At 56.4% G+C, this 16,669-nt stretch carries 17 protein-coding genes; 9 read left to right on the top strand and 8 right to left on the bottom strand.

Going from position 1 to position 16,669, the window contains the following annotated elements; translation table 11 throughout:
* Window positions 1-83 precede the first annotated feature (83 nt).
* The 6 genes from RZS32_RS15285 (at window position 84) to RZS32_RS15260 (ending at window position 6,114) form a co-directional block, all read left to right on the top strand.
* Complete coding sequence (locus RZS32_RS15285; RefSeq protein ID WP_317054430.1) at window positions 84-545, top strand: peroxiredoxin; 462 nt, start codon at window positions 84-86, stop codon at window positions 543-545.
* Between the two features lie 12 nt (window positions 546-557).
* Complete coding sequence (locus tag RZS32_RS15280) at window positions 558-1,385, top strand: ferritin-like domain-containing protein (protein WP_317054429.1); 828 nt, start codon at window positions 558-560, stop codon at window positions 1,383-1,385.
* A gap of 248 nt (window positions 1,386-1,633) precedes the next feature.
* Window positions 1,634-2,956, top strand: a complete 1,323-nt coding sequence (locus RZS32_RS15275) for a DUF5930 domain-containing protein (RefSeq protein WP_317054428.1) — start codon at window positions 1,634-1,636, stop codon at window positions 2,954-2,956.
* Window positions 2,946-3,470: a bactofilin family protein gene (locus RZS32_RS15270; protein WP_317054427.1), complete on the top strand. Its 525-nt coding sequence runs from the start codon at window positions 2,946-2,948 to the stop codon at window positions 3,468-3,470. The genes RZS32_RS15275 and RZS32_RS15270 overlap by 11 nt, the downstream gene beginning before the upstream one ends.
* A 220-nt stretch (window positions 3,471-3,690) precedes the next feature.
* Window positions 3,691-4,407, top strand: a complete 717-nt coding sequence (locus RZS32_RS15265) for a hypothetical protein (protein ID WP_339106702.1) — start codon at window positions 3,691-3,693, stop codon at window positions 4,405-4,407.
* 426 nt (window positions 4,408-4,833) lie between these two features.
* The gene (locus RZS32_RS15260; RefSeq protein ID WP_317054425.1) at window positions 4,834-6,114 is read left to right on the top strand and encodes a DEAD/DEAH box helicase; all 1,281 of its coding nucleotides are present in this window, start codon (window positions 4,834-4,836) and stop codon (window positions 6,112-6,114) included.
* Here RZS32_RS15260 and RZS32_RS15255 read toward each other — a convergent pair.
* Together RZS32_RS15255 and RZS32_RS15250 are read right to left on the bottom strand one after the other, a co-directional pair.
* Window positions 6,111-6,695: an HNH endonuclease gene (locus RZS32_RS15255; protein WP_317054424.1), complete on the bottom strand. Its 585-nt coding sequence runs from the start codon at window positions 6,693-6,695 to the stop codon at window positions 6,111-6,113. The two genes, RZS32_RS15260 and RZS32_RS15255, sit on opposite strands and share 4 nt — an antisense overlap.
* A gap of 224 nt (window positions 6,696-6,919) precedes the next feature.
* Window positions 6,920-8,146: an NAD(P)/FAD-dependent oxidoreductase gene (locus tag RZS32_RS15250; RefSeq protein ID WP_317054423.1), complete on the bottom strand. Its 1,227-nt coding sequence runs from the start codon at window positions 8,144-8,146 to the stop codon at window positions 6,920-6,922.
* A gap of 270 nt (window positions 8,147-8,416) precedes the next feature.
* On the opposite strand from RZS32_RS15250, the gene surE reads away from it, so the two are divergent.
* From surE to RZS32_RS15235, 3 genes are all read left to right on the top strand, one after another.
* The gene (gene surE / locus RZS32_RS15245; protein WP_339106701.1) at window positions 8,417-9,199 is read left to right on the top strand and encodes a 5'/3'-nucleotidase SurE; all 783 of its coding nucleotides are present in this window, start codon (window positions 8,417-8,419) and stop codon (window positions 9,197-9,199) included.
* A gap of 8 nt (window positions 9,200-9,207) precedes the next feature.
* Complete coding sequence (locus tag RZS32_RS15240; protein WP_317054308.1) at window positions 9,208-9,891, top strand: protein-L-isoaspartate(D-aspartate) O-methyltransferase; 684 nt, start codon at window positions 9,208-9,210, stop codon at window positions 9,889-9,891.
* Between the two features lie 80 nt (window positions 9,892-9,971).
* Window positions 9,972-11,120 carry a peptidoglycan DD-metalloendopeptidase family protein gene (locus RZS32_RS15235; RefSeq protein WP_317054307.1) on the top strand — a complete coding sequence of 383 codons (1,149 nt, stop codon included), beginning with the start codon at window positions 9,972-9,974 and terminating at the stop codon, window positions 11,118-11,120.
* A 130-nt stretch (window positions 11,121-11,250) separates the two neighbouring features.
* On the opposite strand, the gene RZS32_RS15230 is transcribed toward RZS32_RS15235, so the two are convergent.
* The 6 genes from RZS32_RS15230 to RZS32_RS15205 form a co-directional block, all read right to left on the bottom strand.
* On the bottom strand, window positions 11,251-12,087 hold the full coding sequence (locus RZS32_RS15230; RefSeq protein ID WP_317054306.1) for an ATP-binding protein: 837 nt from the start codon (window positions 12,085-12,087) through the stop codon (window positions 11,251-11,253).
* A complete protein-coding gene (gene tatC / locus RZS32_RS15225; RefSeq protein ID WP_339106700.1) occupies window positions 12,084-13,067 on the bottom strand; it encodes a twin-arginine translocase subunit TatC in 984 nt (327 codons plus the stop codon). Before tatC ends, RZS32_RS15230 begins: the two co-directional genes overlap by 4 nt.
* Window positions 13,064-13,654, bottom strand: coding sequence for a Sec-independent protein translocase protein TatB (tatB, locus tag RZS32_RS15220; protein ID WP_317057803.1), 591 nt, complete (start codon window positions 13,652-13,654; stop codon window positions 13,064-13,066). Before tatB ends, tatC begins: the two co-directional genes overlap by 4 nt.
* A gap of 8 nt (window positions 13,655-13,662) precedes the next feature.
* Entirely contained in the window at window positions 13,663-13,887 is a 225-nt protein-coding gene (locus RZS32_RS15215) for a twin-arginine translocase TatA/TatE family subunit (RefSeq protein ID WP_317057802.1), read from the bottom strand.
* A gap of 182 nt (window positions 13,888-14,069) precedes the next feature.
* Complete coding sequence (locus tag RZS32_RS15210; protein WP_317057801.1) at window positions 14,070-15,440, bottom strand: sodium:proline symporter; 1,371 nt, start codon at window positions 15,438-15,440, stop codon at window positions 14,070-14,072.
* A 108-nt stretch (window positions 15,441-15,548) separates the two neighbouring features.
* A complete protein-coding gene (locus tag RZS32_RS15205) occupies window positions 15,549-16,658 on the bottom strand; it encodes a hypothetical protein (RefSeq protein WP_317057800.1) in 1,110 nt (369 codons plus the stop codon).
* Window positions 16,659-16,669 lie beyond the last annotated feature (11 nt).

Below are 16,669 nucleotides of genomic sequence, written 5' to 3'. Positions count from 1 at the left end.
GGCCACTTGGCCTGCCTGCTGCCTTTATTCTCGCGCGTTACACTCTAATTTAAAACTCACTTTTTATTTTTGGAGGTCCCTAAATGCCCGAAATCGCCGATTTGGCCCCTGATTTCACCCTGCCGCGCGATGGCGGAGACGACGTGACGCTCTCCGAACTGCGCCCGGCACCTGTTGTTCTGTTCTTCTATCCCAAAGATGACACTTCGGGATGCACGAAAGAGGCCATCGCCTTTACCGGCCTGAACGCTGACTTCGAAGCGGCCGGGGCCAAGGTCTTTGGCGTCTCCAAAGATACCGTGGCCAAACATGACAAGTTTCGGGACAAGCATAGTTTGGGCATTCCACTTTTGTCAGATGCCGAAGCAGATATCTGTGAGCAATACGGCGTTTGGAAAGAAAAGAGCATGTATGGCAAGAAATACATGGGGATCGAGCGTACAACAGTTCTGATTGGGGGCGATGGCAAGATCCTACAGATCTGGCCCAAGGTAAAAGTGCCCGGCCACGCCGAAGAAGTGCTGGAGGCCGTACGCGCCTTGTGACAGACAGATCGCATGACGGAAAAGACTCTTTCAGAAATGGCGGTGGAGGTTCTAACCACCGCTGATGGCCGTGAGAAAACCGCAATGTCGCGCGCATATGCCCAACAGTGGTCCGAGGCGCGAGATGCGGGAACGCCTTTGCAGATTGGGCACGCGGACGTGCCCCTGCGCCCGTCACGCCCAGAGACGCCGCGCTTGCGTGATCCACGCGACGTGCCGCGACGTCGCCCTGGCACAGAGGCCGGGCGCATTGCGATTTTGCACGCTGTGGCACATATCGAGCTGAACGCGGTTGATCTGCATTGGGACATCATTCCGCGTTTCGCGGACACGTCCATGCCCATAGGATTCTATGATGATTGGGTGAAAGCTGCGGATGAGGAATCAAAGCATTTCAATCTTGTATGCGACTGTCTTGAAGCGTTGGGCAGCCACTACGGTGCGCTTGATGCCCATGCCGGTATGTGGCGTGCCGCCGAAGACACTGTGAATGACTTCATGGGCAGACTGGCTGTGGTGCCTATGGTACTCGAGGCCCGCGGTCTCGACGTAACCCCCGGCATGATCGAGATTTTCCGCAAGGCCAAGGATGACAAGGCTGTCGATGCATTGAAGACCATCTATGCCGAAGAAGTCAGTCACGTGGCCTACGGATCAAAGTGGTTCCACTTTCTGTGTGGTCGTCATGAGCTGGACCCCAAAGAGGCATTTCATACCCTTGTGCGGCGCTACTTTCATGGCGCGCTGAAGCCGCCTTTCAACGAAGAAAAACGCGCAGAGGCCGGGATACCTCCGGACTTCTACTGGCCTCTCGCCACAGAGGTCAAATCCGGGCATTGACATCGGTTACCCCCAAACCCTTCTAAGTCGGCGATTTTCTGCCGCTTGGAGCGGATTTCGTCGCAATTTCGGCATGAGTTGGTCAAAACACTTGCCCAAAGCTGAGGCACTGTGTAGGCAATTTGCGACGGTGCCGAGACGGCGTTTTGATATGTCGCACACATGGGAAAGTGAGCACATATGGGGCAAAGCGGCGTAGAAGAGCACCGACAAGGGAATGGTTGGCCAAAGACGACTATGGGGGCCTCGTGCGGACGCGTCTTGCGATAAAAATCCACAATCTGTTGGAACGAAATTTTCCTGAGCGCAGGGTGTTTTTGCGCTCGGACACGGACACGCGGTTCATCCGCCTGAAACCGGCGTCACAGCTTTTTGCCTTTCTCGGCGCCTCTGCCGTTGTGGCCTGGGCCATCATCGCCACAGCTATTCTGGTGATGGACTCAATCGGGTCTGGCAACTTCCGCGAACAGGCCAAACGCGATCAGCGCACGTACGAGACACGTCTCAACGCGCTTGAAGCAGAGCGCAATTTGCGCGCCGAAGAGGCGCTTGCCGCACAACAACGTTTCAATTCGGCGCTGGAACAGATTTCAGTGATGCAAACCGAGCTTTTGGCATCCGAAACCCGTCGGCGTGAACTGGAAACCGGTATTGAGGTTGTGCAGTCCACACTGCGTCGTGCCATGCAAGAGCGCGACTCCGCACGCGACGAAAACGAAGCCCTCGCCCTTGCGCTTGAAAATTCAGATATAGAACCTCTCAACACACCTGAGGCCGACGGCGAAGGCGACAGCACCGTGGACTTTCTCTCCAACGCTCTCGCCCAAACGGCTCAGGAACGCGACAAGGTCATTGAGGATGCGCAGGAAGCACTATTGGCTGCAGACGAAATGGCCACGCAGATCCGTCTGATGGAAGATCGCAACGAACAGATTTTCCGCCAGTTGGAGGAAGCCATGAGCATATCGGTCGAACCGCTCGACAAGATGTTTCGTGCTGCTGGTATGAACACAGAGTCGCTTCTGAACACCGTACGCCGGGGATATTCCGGACAAGGCGGCCCTTTGCTACCACTCAGCTTTTCAACGCTTGGCGAAACGCCTTCTCCTGATGCTGAGCGGGCCAACCGCATCCTGAACCAGATGGACAAGCTCAACCTCTACCGTATCGCAGCTGAGAAAGCGCCTTTTGCCATGCCGGTCAAAAGCTCTTTCCGCTACACGTCTGGTTTCGGCATTCGCTGGGGACGACCGCATAACGGCACAGATTTTGCAGCGCCGCATGGCACGGCCATCTATTCAACAGCAGACGGTGTGGTGACACATGCCGGATGGTTGTCGGGTTATGGCAGGCTTATCAAAATAAAGCATGAATTCGGAATTGAGACCCGGTACGCGCATTTGTCCGCCATTCGCGTCAAGGAAGGTCAAAGAGTCTCGCGTGGCCAAAGAATTGGTGATATGGGGAACACTGGACGTTCCACGGGCACGCATTTACACTATGAGGTCCGTGTCGGCGGCAAAGCCGTCAACCCTATGATCTACATCAAGGCTGCAAACAATGTTTTCTAAAAGCAAAATCAACGAACCAGCACCGAAGGCAGACACCGCGGCCAAACCCGCGACGCCTGAGACACGCACCGATGTTCCCCCAGCATCCGGCGCAAGTGGAGAGTTCAAGGCAACAGCCCCCAAGGCGAAACCCCCGGCTTCTACTCTGTCGACCGATTTGCACGTCACTGGCAATCTCAAGACAACCGGCGACATTCAGGTCGAAGGCACGGTTGAGGGCGACATTCGCGCACATCTTCTGACCATCGGCGAAGGCGCCACGATCAAAGGCGAAGTCATTGCCGATGATGTGGTGATCAATGGCCGTATCGTAGGCCGCGTGCGCGGTCTCAAAGTACGCCTGACATCCACCGCACGTGTTGAGGGTGACATCATCCACAAGACCATCGCGATTGAATCCGGTGCTCATTTCGAAGGCTCGGTTCAACGTCAGGATGATCCACTCAGCGCAGGCGCAAAGAAGCCCGCACAGCAAGCCGCCCCTGCGGCGGCTCCGGCGCAAGCCAAGAGCTGAGGCCACCGGCCAAAAGATTTGAAAGGCGCCCGGCTTTGTCGCGGCGCCTTTTTTGATGTGCGCTGTGTGAGTGGGTTTAGCGGCGGTGCTCGGTGTATTGGGGTATTGCATGTCGGCTTTGCGATCCGCTGAATCCGCAGGACTTTGCTGTCGTTGGCAATTCCAACAGTAAGTGCAAAAAAGAATATGACAGAACTTTTGGGTGACTCAGGAGGCTTTTGTGTTTGGAAAGATTTTTGGAAAAAAGAAAGAGCCTGAGCAATCTGAGGCTAAGCCTTCAAATATGGAATTCCTCGGAGATATCAAAGGTGGTGGGATTGGCGTGTTAAGGTTTGAAGTCGGAAAAGTTCTTAGGTCATTTCCTCAAGTAAAAAATGCTTATTTCTCAAAGTTAAAGCACAAAGACGAAGAAAAGGTTCGCATTGCGCTCATTGTCGAAGCTTCTGGCGCATCTATTGAGTTGGGTAGAAACTTAGCCGAAAAGTGTGCCGGTATTTGCGATATGGACCTGATATTTTCAGATGCTTTGAACGAAACTCTGGTAGACGAAATTCAATATAGTTCTGAACCACTCTTCAGCTACACCAACCTGTTATTTGAATGCCCAATTCTAGTGTCATGGGGCGCAAACGTTAGTATGCCAAAAGAATGGGAAAAGGCAGTTGTCGTTTACTATGTTGCCGCCCCTGATTTTAAGGCCGCGCTGAATAAAGCTGTATACGAACTTAGGTCTGAAGGTTTCGTTTACGAAGAAGTGCATGATGGCAAAATTAATCAATTAGATCCAGCAGTCTGGTGGGAAAAGCACGTCATGAAATTTTGGCCTCACCACTCCGATGACTTCCCCTCACAAGAACACATCCAAGTGTTGGTTGATACAGGCGGTACTCATAAGGGCCCCGCTTTGGAGTGGCGGAATAGTGTTGAAGAAATGTAGTTAAGCCGACGTTGCTCTGAGCTCAAACCCACCATCTACTTAAACCGTGCAAACGCCAGACTATTGGATGGTGATCCAGTGCCCTATGAAATGCGATTTTATTAGTTTGGATCGCAAAACCTTCGAAGACACCCCCGCCACACACTCCCGCAAAAACACAAAGAATGCTTGACACTTAGCCGCCAAAGCCCCATGTCCCGCCTATCGCTGTGATTGCGCGTGAGCCTGGCGGCAAAGCCGGGACAAGCAACCAGCCCAAGATTTCCAGTTCCCCATCACGCAGGGTTTCTGATGCGGTGCCAGACGGCGCGGGATACGCCCGACTGTCTTAAAGCATCGCCAAACCCTCTCGCCTGCGCATTCGGTGCGGGCATTATGTACTTGCGTGCATGCCCTTGCGGCTGTGCGCTCCGAAAAGGACACGACTTGTACGATTTTGACATGCTGGGCCTTGCGCCCCAATTGAACACGGCCATCAAAGAGGCCGGTCTGACTGAACCAACACCTATCCAAAACAAAGCCATTCCGCTAGCCCTCGAAGGCCATGATGTTCTGGGACTTGCCCAGACGGGCACAGGCAAAACCCTCGCCTTTGGCCTGCCGCTCATTCAGCATTTGCTGGATCAGCCCGGCAAGCCGCGCGAGAAAACGGTCAAGGCGCTGATCCTGGCCCCCACCCGCGAACTGGTGAACCAGATCGCCGACAGCCTGCGCAATCTGACGGCTAAAACTAAGCTGCGTGTTGTCACCGTTGTGGGTGGGCAATCCATCGGCAAACAGATCAAGCTTCTGAGCCGGAGTACCGATATCCTCGTGGCTACGCCGGGCCGGTTGATCGACCTGATGGACCGCCGTGCGCTCGATCTTTCAACCGCGCGTCATCTGGTGCTGGACGAGGCCGACCAGATGCTCGACATGGGCTTTATCCATGACCTGCGCAAAATCGCACCGAAGCTGGGCACCCCGCGTCAGACCATGCTGTTTTCGGCCACCATGCCAAAACAGATGGAAGAACTGAGCCAAGCCTATTTGAGCAATCCCAAACGGGTGCAGGTGGCACCTCCGGGCAAAGCCGCCGACAAGATCACCCAGTCGGTCCATTTTGTGCCCGGCCCGGAAAAGCCCTCCAAGCTGCGCGAAATCCTGTCGAATGACCCCGGTGCGCTGACTCTGGTCTTTGCGCGCACCAAGCATGGCGCGGAAAAGCTGATGAAGGGTCTGGTGGCCGACGGGTTCAACGCTGCTTCCATTCACGGCAACAAGACCCAAGGTCAGCGCGACCGCGCGCTCAAGGCGTTCCGGCAAGGCACTGTCAATGTACTGGTGGCCACGGATGTGGCGGCCCGGGGCATCGACATTCCGGGTGTCGCCTATGTGATCAACTATGATCTGCCAGAAGTGGCGGACAATTATGTGCACCGGATTGGCCGCACGGCACGCGCCGGGCGAGAGGGCGAAGCCATTGCCTTTTGCGCCCATGAAGAGGCCGGGTTGTTGCGCGACATCGAGAAACTGATGAAAATCACGATCCCTGTGGCGGGTGGCACGCCGCCAACAGATTTCACAGCGCGTCCCAAACGAGGCCAGAAGCAAGGGCAACGCCGTCGTTCAGGTCCACCCCGGAACAGGTCATCGAAACCTGCGGGCAATGGCCAGGCACCTCAAGGCACCAAGAGGCGCAGGCCTCGCCGTCGTAAGGCTGCCTAAGCCTGCAGCTCGGCATCCCAGTAAAGGAAATCCATCCAGCTTTCGTGCAGATAGTTGGGTGGAAACTTCCGCCCCAGATTGCGCAGCTGTTCAGCCTCTGGCGCACGCGGCGGGCGGCGCAGGCTTAGGTTGGACTGCCGAAGGCTCTTGGCACCTTTCTTGAGGTTGCAAGGGCTGCACGCTGCCACGACGTTTTCCCAACTTGTAATTCCGCCCTTGGCGCGCGGCACAACGTGATCAAAGGTGAGGTCTCCCTTCGAGCCACAATATTGACAGCAAAACTGATCGCGCAGGAAGAGGTTGAACCTTGTGAAGGCGACCCTCTTTTGCGGCTTCACGTAGTCTTTAAGCACGATAACCGAGGGGATCTTGATCTCGGTGGACGGACTACGCACCGTGTCTTCATATTCGGCCACGATGTCCACCCGATCAAGATAGGCCGCCTTGATGGCGTCCTGCCAGGTCCAAAGCGACAACGGATAGTACGAGAGAGGCCGATAATCCGCATTTAGAACCAACGCCGGATGATGTTTCAACGCGGACGGTTCTCTGACGAATTCAGTTCTAAACTCTGCAATCATAACGCTCTCGTTCTCCTGCTCAGTCTGCCTCGTACCTTATGTCTCCGGACGCGATCCTGCGCCCCTGATGTCCACCACTATATCTCGTGTTTTGCGGCTGGCAAGACCTACATATTGCAGCACATATTGGGATTGAGGTAACGGAGTTTCGCAACATAAATGTGACGGTTAAACACAGGCTTTGCGAGGCCAAAGAGTGGACCTGTTCCATCCGTGAGCCCGCATCAGATGTGATCAGGCAAATGATAGCCCCGCGCATAAACGTGTCGGATAGACCTTGTTGCCTCATCTCTGCCGATGTCATTTCCAAACCGATCCGCATGGATGGCATCAAGCCCTTTGGGTGGCCGACCCGTGACCATCCAATTGGCCAGGATTTCTGCCGATCCACCGCCGGTTCCAATGCCGACATTGAACCCTGTGGCCAACCAAAGGCCCTCCATTGAGGGGAGCGGACCGATCAAAGGCAATCCATCGGGCGTCAGACACATCGGCCCATTATTGGCGACTTTGATCCCGGCCTTGGCAAAAAGCGGCATACGCTCCATCAGCCGTTCCAGATGCGGCATCAAAGGGTCAAGGTTTGGAGGAAGCAGCTCTTCCTTGAAGTCCGGAGGGATGCCGTCCAACGCCCAGAATTCGGGCTCTTTTTCGTAGATACCTATCAATAGCCCGTCTCGCTCTTGGCGTACGTTGCACGACACCCAACTGTCCCGCATAGAGGGCAGTTCCTTGTCCAATGCGGCGATCTCGGGGAGGTTTTCTGTGATGATTTCGTGATGTTGCGTCGGGTAAATCGGCAGGTTCAGACCCAGCGGCTGCAGCATTTCACGCGCCCAGAATGAAGTGGCCACAACGACATGGTCTGCGGTGACAACGCCATGCACAGTTTCAAGAACCCATTTATTTCCAGTCTTGCTGATTGCGCCAACAGGCGTGTGACGTTCAATCGACGCACCGAGCTGCCGGGCGGCCTGTGCCAATGCTGTCGTAGCGCCTGTTGGGTCTACGTGACCATCTGTCGGGGTATGTGCCGCCCCGTGAATTGCGCCCACATCGATGAAGGGGTGCAGGGCCGCAACCTCTTCCGGGCTTCGGATGTGGAACGGTATTCTCATGGCCTCATATCGCGGCGCGTAGACATGAAACAATTCCAGTTCACGCTCAGTGGCGGCCAACCTGAGGCTACCCGTCTCATGAAAGCCAACCGATTGTCCGGTTTCTTCTTGAGCTTGCAGATAGGTGCGAATGGAGCCCGCGAACAAGGCGGTCATTTTTGGATACGGTCCGAAATACGTCGTGTTTCCGGCTGCGTGCCACGTTGAGCCTGAGGTCAATTCGCGCCGCTCCAGCAAAACCGTGTCCGTCCAGCCGAGCTTTGCCAGCCAGTACAAGACAGACGCGCCGACTATTCCACCGCCGATGACAGCCACCTGCACATCCGTCTTCATGCCAATCTCGCACTCAGTTTCGCCTGACCAACCTTACGGGATCAAAGTGTCTGTGCCAGCACAAATAAATCGCCATTTAGACAAGGCTATACGTTGTGAAGACTGCTGACTTTTCACCACGCAGCGGTGCTCCATTCGGCGCACAGCAGCTATGTCGCTACAAAAATCAAGCAACATTGCGGCAGACGTCATGCACGCTTGCCCCTCTCTTCCCCCGCGGATAGATATCCGCAGACAGCTTCCAGTCGTTGCAACCCCAAGGAGCAGAATTTGCGTATTCTCATCACCAATGATGATGGCATCTCCGCCCCCGGGCTGGCCGTCATGGAAGACATAGCTGCCGAACTGGCCGGCCCAAACGGTGAAGTTTGGGTTGTTGCCCCCGCGTTTGAGCAATCCGGTGTGGGGCACTGCATTTCTTTTACCAATCCGATGATGATCGCAGAAATGGCCCCCCGCCGCTTTGCGGTGCAGGGCAGTCCAGCGGATTGTGTTCTGGCCGCCAAGCATGACGTGATGAAAAACACGCCACCCGACCTCGTGCTTTCTGGCGTCAACCGCGGCAACAACTCTGCAGAAAACGCGGTCTATTCCGGCACCGTTGGCGCGGCCATGGAAGCCGCACTTCAAGGGCTGCCTGCCATTGCGCTCAGCCAATACTACGGCCCACGCAACAAAGATCTCGATGACAAGTTCGAAGCCGCGCGACAGCACGGGTTACACACGGTGCGCACCCTTTTGGACAAAGGCGTGTGGAGCCAGGACGATTATGGTATCTTCTACAATGTGAACTTCCCACCGGTCCCAGGCAGCGAGGTCTTAGGTCTGCGCGCCTGCCGCCAGGGTTTTCGCCGTGATATGGGATTTGGCGTCAAACCACATCACTCTCCATCAGGACGCAAGTTCCTGTGGGTGACCGGCGCGCCACAGCAGCAACCTACCGCGGAAGGGTCAGATGCGGATTGGAATTTAAAAGGGTATATTTCCGTCACACCGATGCGGGCTGATCTGACCGCACATGATGTACTCGATGCTTTGACGATGATTGAATGATCTGAAAAATGAGTGAAAACGCCCCTCAAGAGGCTCCTCAAGACCCCGAGGAAAGCGCAGCGGAGCGCAAGATGCAGTTCCTCTTCTCCCTGCGCTCGCGCGGGGTGACGGATGCGCGGACACTTACGGCTATGGAAAAAATCGATCGCGGCCCTTTCGTGCGTGGTCACTTCGCCACGCATGCCTATGACGATACGCCGTTGCCGATTTCCTGCGGACAAACCATTTCGCAACCCTCGGTCGTCGGGCTGATGACCCAAGCGCTCAAAGTGCAGCCCCGTGACAAGGTGCTCGAGGTGGGCACCGGCTCGGGCTATCAGGCCGCCATCCTCAGCCAACTGGCCCGCCGTGTCTATACAATGGACCGCCATCCACGCCTCGCGAGCGAAGCCGCCGAAATCTTTCGCGCACTTGATTTGACAAATATCACCGTGCTCACTGGCGATGGCAGTTTTGGCTTGCCTGATCAGGCACCATTTGACCGAATTCTGGTGACCGCTGCCGCAGAAGACCCCCCAGGACCTCTCTTGGCGCAGCTCAAAATAGGCGGTATTATGGTTGTACCGGTGGGACAGTCTGACACGGTCCAAAGTCTCATTCGGGTGACAAAAACCGAAAATGGTTTTGACTATGACGAACTGACTCCGGTGCGGTTTGTGCCTCTTTTGGGAGGTGTCGACCGAGATGAGTAGCGCAGCAATGCGCTGATGTGATACAGGTTGTAACAAGAAGCCCCGGTCAACAAGGGGCATGTGATGAGGACAAAATCGAGATGACTCTCCGCTTACGCCGCGTGGGCACGCTGACCGGATGCGCTGCATTGATGGTCTTGACCGCCTGTTCCGACTTGGATTTTGACTTGCGAGGCGGCGCATCGAGCACCGCTTCTGCGGCCCGCAACGCCAACACAGACCGGCCTGCGCCCGACACGCGCGGGATCATTTCCTATCCAAGCTATCAGGTGGCCGTCGCAAAACGAGGCGATACGCTGCGCACGGTGTCCGAGCGCATTGGCGTCGATGTGAACGCCTTGGCCAGCTACAACGGCATAAACCCTGATGCGCCCCTGCGCCAAAATGAAATCATCGCCCTGCCCACTCGCGTAGCTGAACCTGCTGGCGGGCCGACAACGGCAAATGGCGTGGACATCACAACGCTGGCGGGATCCGCGATTGATGCAGCTGACGGTGCCAACCCAAGGCCCGGCACCCTGACCCCTGCGACACCCGGCGTTGAACCGACCCGTCACCAGGTCCAGCGCGGTGAAACAGCCTTTACCATAGCCCGGCTCTACAACGTCTCAGTGCGCAGTCTCGCGGATTGGAACGGTCTTGGTGCCGATTTCGATGTACGCGAAGGGCAATATCTTTTGATCCCAGTAGCAGTTGCTGACACGCGGACCGCTTCGGTTGAAGCCACACCGCTGGCCACCGAACTCCCCGGGTCAGGCACACCAACACCTTTGCCACCCAGCGCCTCAGAGCCATTGCCCGAAGAAGACACGGCACCTGCCTCGCAACCCGTGGCGCGTACCGCCGCACCGGACCTGAGCGGCGAGACCAGGAAACGTGAGACGCGCATGGCCTTCCCGGTCAAAGGCGACATCATTCGCGAATATGCCAAAGGCAAGAATGACGGCATCGACATCGCAGCCCCACCCGGAACCCCGGTCCGCGCCGCGGCCGATGGCACCGTGGCCGCCATCACCAAAGACACAAACGGCATCCCGATCATCGTGGTCAAACACGAAGACAACCTGCTGACGGTCTATTCCAATGTGGTGAAGGTGAAGGTCGACAAGGACGACCGCATCGAACGCGGAGAGCAACTGGCAGAGATCAGATCCGATGGAGCGGCAGCGGTGCATTTCGAGGTCCGCAAGGGCTTTGACAGCGTAGATCCGATCCCGTTTTTGCAGTGAACTGATACGGTGCCGGAAACTTTAAAAGTTTCCGAACCGATGTTTTTTAAAGACATCGGCTCATGAGGTACGGGGTGAAAACATGGCGCCGTAGAGCACTGCCCCCACCCTTCGCCGTATCCGGCGCGCCCTAAATCTTCACCCTGTGCCGTCCGGCGAGATCAACAAAGAACTGCCATGCCACGCGGCCGGACCGTGCGCCGCGTGTGGCTTGCCATTCGATGGCCTCAGCACGCAGAGTCTCAGTGTCGACTTTGACACCATGGGCGGCGCAATAGCCGTCGATCATCGCTAGGTATTCATCCTGCGAACACGGATGGAAACCCAGCCACAGGCCAAAGCGATCCGAGAGCGACACTTTCTCTTCCACCGCCTCGCTAGGGTTGATGGCGCTTGAGCGTTCGTTTTCGATCATATCGCGCGGCATCAGGTGGCGGCGGTTCGAGGTCGCATAGAACACCACATTGTCGGGCCGCCCCTCAATGCCACCGTCCAGCACCGCCTTTAGGGATTTGTAATGCTGGTCGTCATGGCTAAAGCTCAGGTCATCGCAAAAGAGCAGAAACCGCGCCTCGCTTGTCCGCAGCACATTCAAGAGCCGCCCGACACTAGGCAAGTCTTCACGCTGCAACTCGACAATCTTCAGCGCATGCCCCTCGGCCTGCACAGCGGCATGCACCGCCTTCACGAGAGAGGATTTCCCCATCCCCCGCGCGCCCCAGAGGAGCGCATTGTTCGCGGGCAAACCACGTGCGAATTGGACTGTATTGGCCAACAACGTATCACGCGAGCGGTCAACACCCACCAAAAGGGACATATCCACACGTTTGACGTCTAGAACCGGCTCAAGACGATCTGGCTCCACATGCCAGACAAACGCGTCTGCAGCCTCAAAATCAGGGGCGTCCATCGGCGCCGGGCTCATCCGCTCCAGCGCCGCCGCGATCCGCTCCATGGCGTCGCTCACGATTTGTCCTTCTCCGAAGCGGCCTCTTCCAGCTCTTCGAGCAGGTCTTCATCCGCCTCTTCCTCATCATCCTCAAACCACACGCCCTCGGCGCGCAACTTGGCTTCGCGGGACTTCTCCACCCGGCGCACAAGGAAGATCGAGACCTCATAAAGACCGTAAACCACGGTGAAGAGGATAAGCTGAGTGATGACATCAGGGGGTGTCACAAGCGCGGCCAGCACAAGGATGCCCACCATCGCGTATTTGCGCACGCCGCCCAGGCCCTCGGCGCTCACCAGCCCAGCCTTGCCCATGAGGGTGAGCAGCACGGGCAGTTGGAAGCAGATGCCAAAGGCCATGATGAATTTGAGGGTGATGTCGAGGCTTTCATTCACCTTGCCAAAGAAGGTGATGCGAATACCCTCGTCCGTTTCCGGCACCACGGCTCCGAAATTGTCGGGCACAACAGGCAGATTGGGGTCGGCTACAGTTTCCACCTCGCTCACCGCACCCGACAAAAGGTTGGCAAAGATCGAGCTGACATCGGCAAAGCCAAGGAAAAAGTTCATCGCCAGCGGCGTGACCACGAAATGCGCAAAGGCCGCGCCCAGGATAAACATGATCGGAGACGCGACAACAAAAGGCAAAAACGCCTGTTTTTCGTTCTTGTAGAGCCCCGGCGCCACAAAGCGCCACATCTGATGGGCAATCACAGGAAAAGCCAGAATAAAGCCGAACACCATCGAGATGCGAAAGAGTGTAAAGAGGTATTCCTGGGGGCTTGTATATTGAAGCGTAGGGGCCGGATCACCCAGATCGCGCAACGTAGCCTCAATCGGGGCCAACAGAAACTGCAGGATTGGCTCCGCCACAACGAAAGCCAGAACAATACCCACCACAAACGCGCCAACCGACCGAATAAGCCGCGTGCGCAACTCTGCCAGGTGCTCAATAAGCGGAGCGGAGCTTTGTTCTACCTCATCAGTCTCAGCGCTCATGCGATGTCACCCGAGGCAGGTTTGGACGCAGCTTTCTTAGCGGGCGCCTTCTTCGCAGTGGGCTTCTTGGCCGCCGATTTTTTTACAGCGGGCTTTTTCGCGGCCGCTGTCGCGGCTGGTTTCTTCGCGGCGGGCTTCTTGGCCGCTGTCTTCGGTGCAGCCTTCTTCGCAGCGGGCTTGGTCGTCTCTGCCTTTGCCGCTTCTTCGGCCGCCTTGCGGTCATTGGCCATCTCAGCCGAACGTTTGGAAATCTTCTCGACCATCTCCTTGCGCTCATCGTCGAATTCGGCGCGTTTCGGCGCCGGGCCTGCCATCGTTTTGGCGGTAAAGCTCTCGGTGGATTTCTTGACCTCGTCCATCGCGGAACTGACCGGATTGGTCGCCTTCTTGAGCGTCGAGGTCACGTCGCTCACACCGGCATCGTCTGCTGCGTCGTTCATCGCACGACTGAATTCGCGCGCCATCTGCTTGGCTTTGCCCACGAATTTGCCCACCGCACGGAACATGCCCGGCAAATCCTTTGGCCCTACGACAATCAGCGCAACAACGCCGATCACCATGAGCTCGGTCCAGCCCAGATCAAACATGGCTTAGGTTACGCCTTGTCTTTGTCCGTTTCAGGCGTGACGTCCTTGGCCATGTCGGCTGCCTCATCCGTGGCGTCTTCGATTTCCTTGTTGCCTTCTGCCACGCCCTTTTTGAAGGACGTGATCCCCTTGCCCACTTCGCCCATCAGCGAAGAGATTTTGCCGCGCCCGAAAAGCACAAGCACCACAACGGCAATAAGAAGGATGCCCGGAAGGCCAATATTGTTCAGCATTGTTTGTCTCCCATATCCCGGACCCCTTTGAGCGGTCCCTGTGGATTGTCACCAACCGTATCTAAGCGGTCCCGCCGCCGGTTGGAAGAACGAATGCACCTCAAGATGCGGATTTTTTCCTTCAACGCGCACGGAAAATTCAAATTTTCCGTCCCATTTTTTTATCAAAAAAATGCGCGCGCTTATGTTGGGCGCCGCGCACCGGCCAGAACGGAAACAAATCCAACGGTCAGAACCACAACACAAATGACCAGCAGTTGCTCATATTTGTACCAGTCCGCCAAAGCGGTTTCCTCGAAAAGAACTGTTCGCTGGAAATATCCAAAAGCGCCGGCCATAGCGGCCACAAAACTTACCGTATAAGCCCAAACTGGCACGCGCAGCCCCATCACCAAACCCGCCACCATTACCGGCGTTAGGAAAAGACTGGCGGTGCCGCTGACCGCAACTGCATCAAACAGGCTTTGGTTGCCCCACAGGGTCAAAGCTGCCCCAGCGGCCATGAAGCCCACCATCGCCATGCGACCACCCGCGAGGGATCTTGGCGCCATCCCCAGCTCATCGACCATCAGCCGCGCTGAGCTGGCCAAGGCGGAGTCCAATGTGCTGAGCGCGCTGACCAGAAGCGACACCATCAGCGCGGTAAATACCCAGGCCGGAAACATCTGCGCCCAGGTGCCCAAAAGTTCGCCCTCATAGGCGGCACCTTGCAAAGCCGCTTCGATGCCAAAGAAGCCAAAGCCAACAATGCACAGGAACGAAATCCAGAACGCATGCAGGAACGAGGCCCTTGTGGTGGAACGATCGGCCAGAAACCCGCGGTCCATCATCACCGGGTCATGGATAGGATAGGAAAACACCTGTAGAAAGGCCACAAGCAACAGAACCTGACCATTCCAGGCGCCGCTTGTTCCCTCAGCCGTCAGAACCGCTCCGATGTCAAAACCGGGACTTGTGATCAGCGCCACGAACGCCACAGCGAAAACGACCAAAAACACCAGCATTTGCAACACATCCGTACGCAACGCAGCGCTCAACCCGCCCCAAGCGCTGTAGGCAAGGCCCAATCCCGCCACGAGCAGGACCGACGCCTCTCGCGCCATTCCGACCTCCGGCAAGGCAGCGGCAAAGATCAGGCCCACGACGAGCAGATTGGCGAACACCTCGGACAATAGCCTGAGCGCAATGACGAGATTGTAACAAGTCGTACCCGCCCCGCCAAAGTGATCGCGCAGCCAGTCCTGCACCGACCCTGCGCCCTGCGCCCGCAACCGGCCCACGACAAACCCGCCTGTCAGAAACGAGCCATAGTAGGCCGCATAGGCCAGCACCCCCCAAATTCCGTAGAAATACCCCAGGATGGCCGAATTCATCAGCGAGCGGGCGAATATCCACGTCGTGACCTGGCTGAGCACCAGGGTCCAAAGCCCGGGCGCACGCCCCTCCTGCCCGGCCCCTCCGAAAAACCCTTCGACCGTCGCACGGCGTGGGGCTACAAAAATGCTGGCAAGAATGATCAGGCCAAAAATGACCATGATGGCAGTGGTTTGCATGTAGAGTTGTCCTGCGTGGTGCGGCCAGAGTGGTTTGGCGTTCCGGTTCGCCTAGCAAGCACCACAGCTTCGTGCCAGTCACAATTCACCCCACCCGCGAAAACGTGATCACGCCTCTTTCAACAGAGTGAACTCAGCCTTTGCAACCTGTTGGCCATTGACCTGAAGCTCAACGCGATGCGCACCGGGATGCAGGGTGAAAGTGGTCGCATTGCCCTTGAGTTTGTGGGTTTTCTGCAATGTGATCGGATGCCCTCCAGCCAGCTTTGCCTGCTTCCACTTGAAAACCTTGCGCCCGGCACGACCGTTGGGGCGGTGAAAATGCATCACGTAGTCGACCAGGACCGGAACATCTAAATCCGCGGAAATCTCTGCGCTGAGATCAAGGTTTTCTCCAATGCATATGTGAGTGCGTTCAACCTTCAGAACAGCAGTCAGTGGTACATCCTGAACATAGCCCAGCAATCCGAGCGCATCTGGATGCCCTTGTTTGATCAGCGTCCGCAAGGCATGGCGCGTGATCCAGGCCAGTTCCTTGTCGTTCTGGCGCCTCATTTTGGCCCATAAAAGCAAACGCTCAATCACAGCATCTGGATTAAATTTTGATATATCATTCAGATGGTTCGCCACCGATCTTGTGACAAAACGCGTTGGATCGGCATGCAATTCATCCAAAAGCGCCAGCGGTCGCAATGGATCAATCTCGATTTTCTTTGCCCAAGGCAAAGAGGGCCGTGTCCCCTCACTCACCAGCCGACGTACGTGGTAGTTACCATCGCTAACCCAGCGCTCCAGCCGCGCCCAGGTTTCCTCTGGCCACTGATTCAGGAACGGGCGGATATAGAACTCCATCGAAAACCGCTGTGTCGCCGTATAGAGCAGATCGAGCGCCCTCTCCCGATGCTTTTCCAGCCCATGCCGCACCGCCAATATACCGGGAACCGCATGTATGAACCGTCCAAAGTCGTCGTCAGTATTGGACGGATCCAGTTTGGGGGGCATTGCTGCTTCGATCTGATCCGCCATGTCCGGAAAGTTAGACGCAAGCCGTGGTTCTAGACAGTCGGCAATCCATTCCAACCGCTCCATCAACTCCCGCTCGGCCAGACCACTCATGACCTGAGCCTGAAAGCCCTCTGCATCAAAACCGGGCACACCAGCGGCATACTCAGCCGCCAGATCACCAATACTTTCAGCATTAAATAGCTGATCTTTCAAAGAAAAACCTT

Origin of the sequence: Roseovarius sp. W115 (assembly GCF_032842945.2) — a bacterium.
GTDB lineage: Bacteria > Pseudomonadota > Alphaproteobacteria > Rhodobacterales > Rhodobacteraceae > Roseovarius > Roseovarius rhodophyticola.
This window is presented reverse-complemented; position numbering and strand designations above follow the sequence as displayed.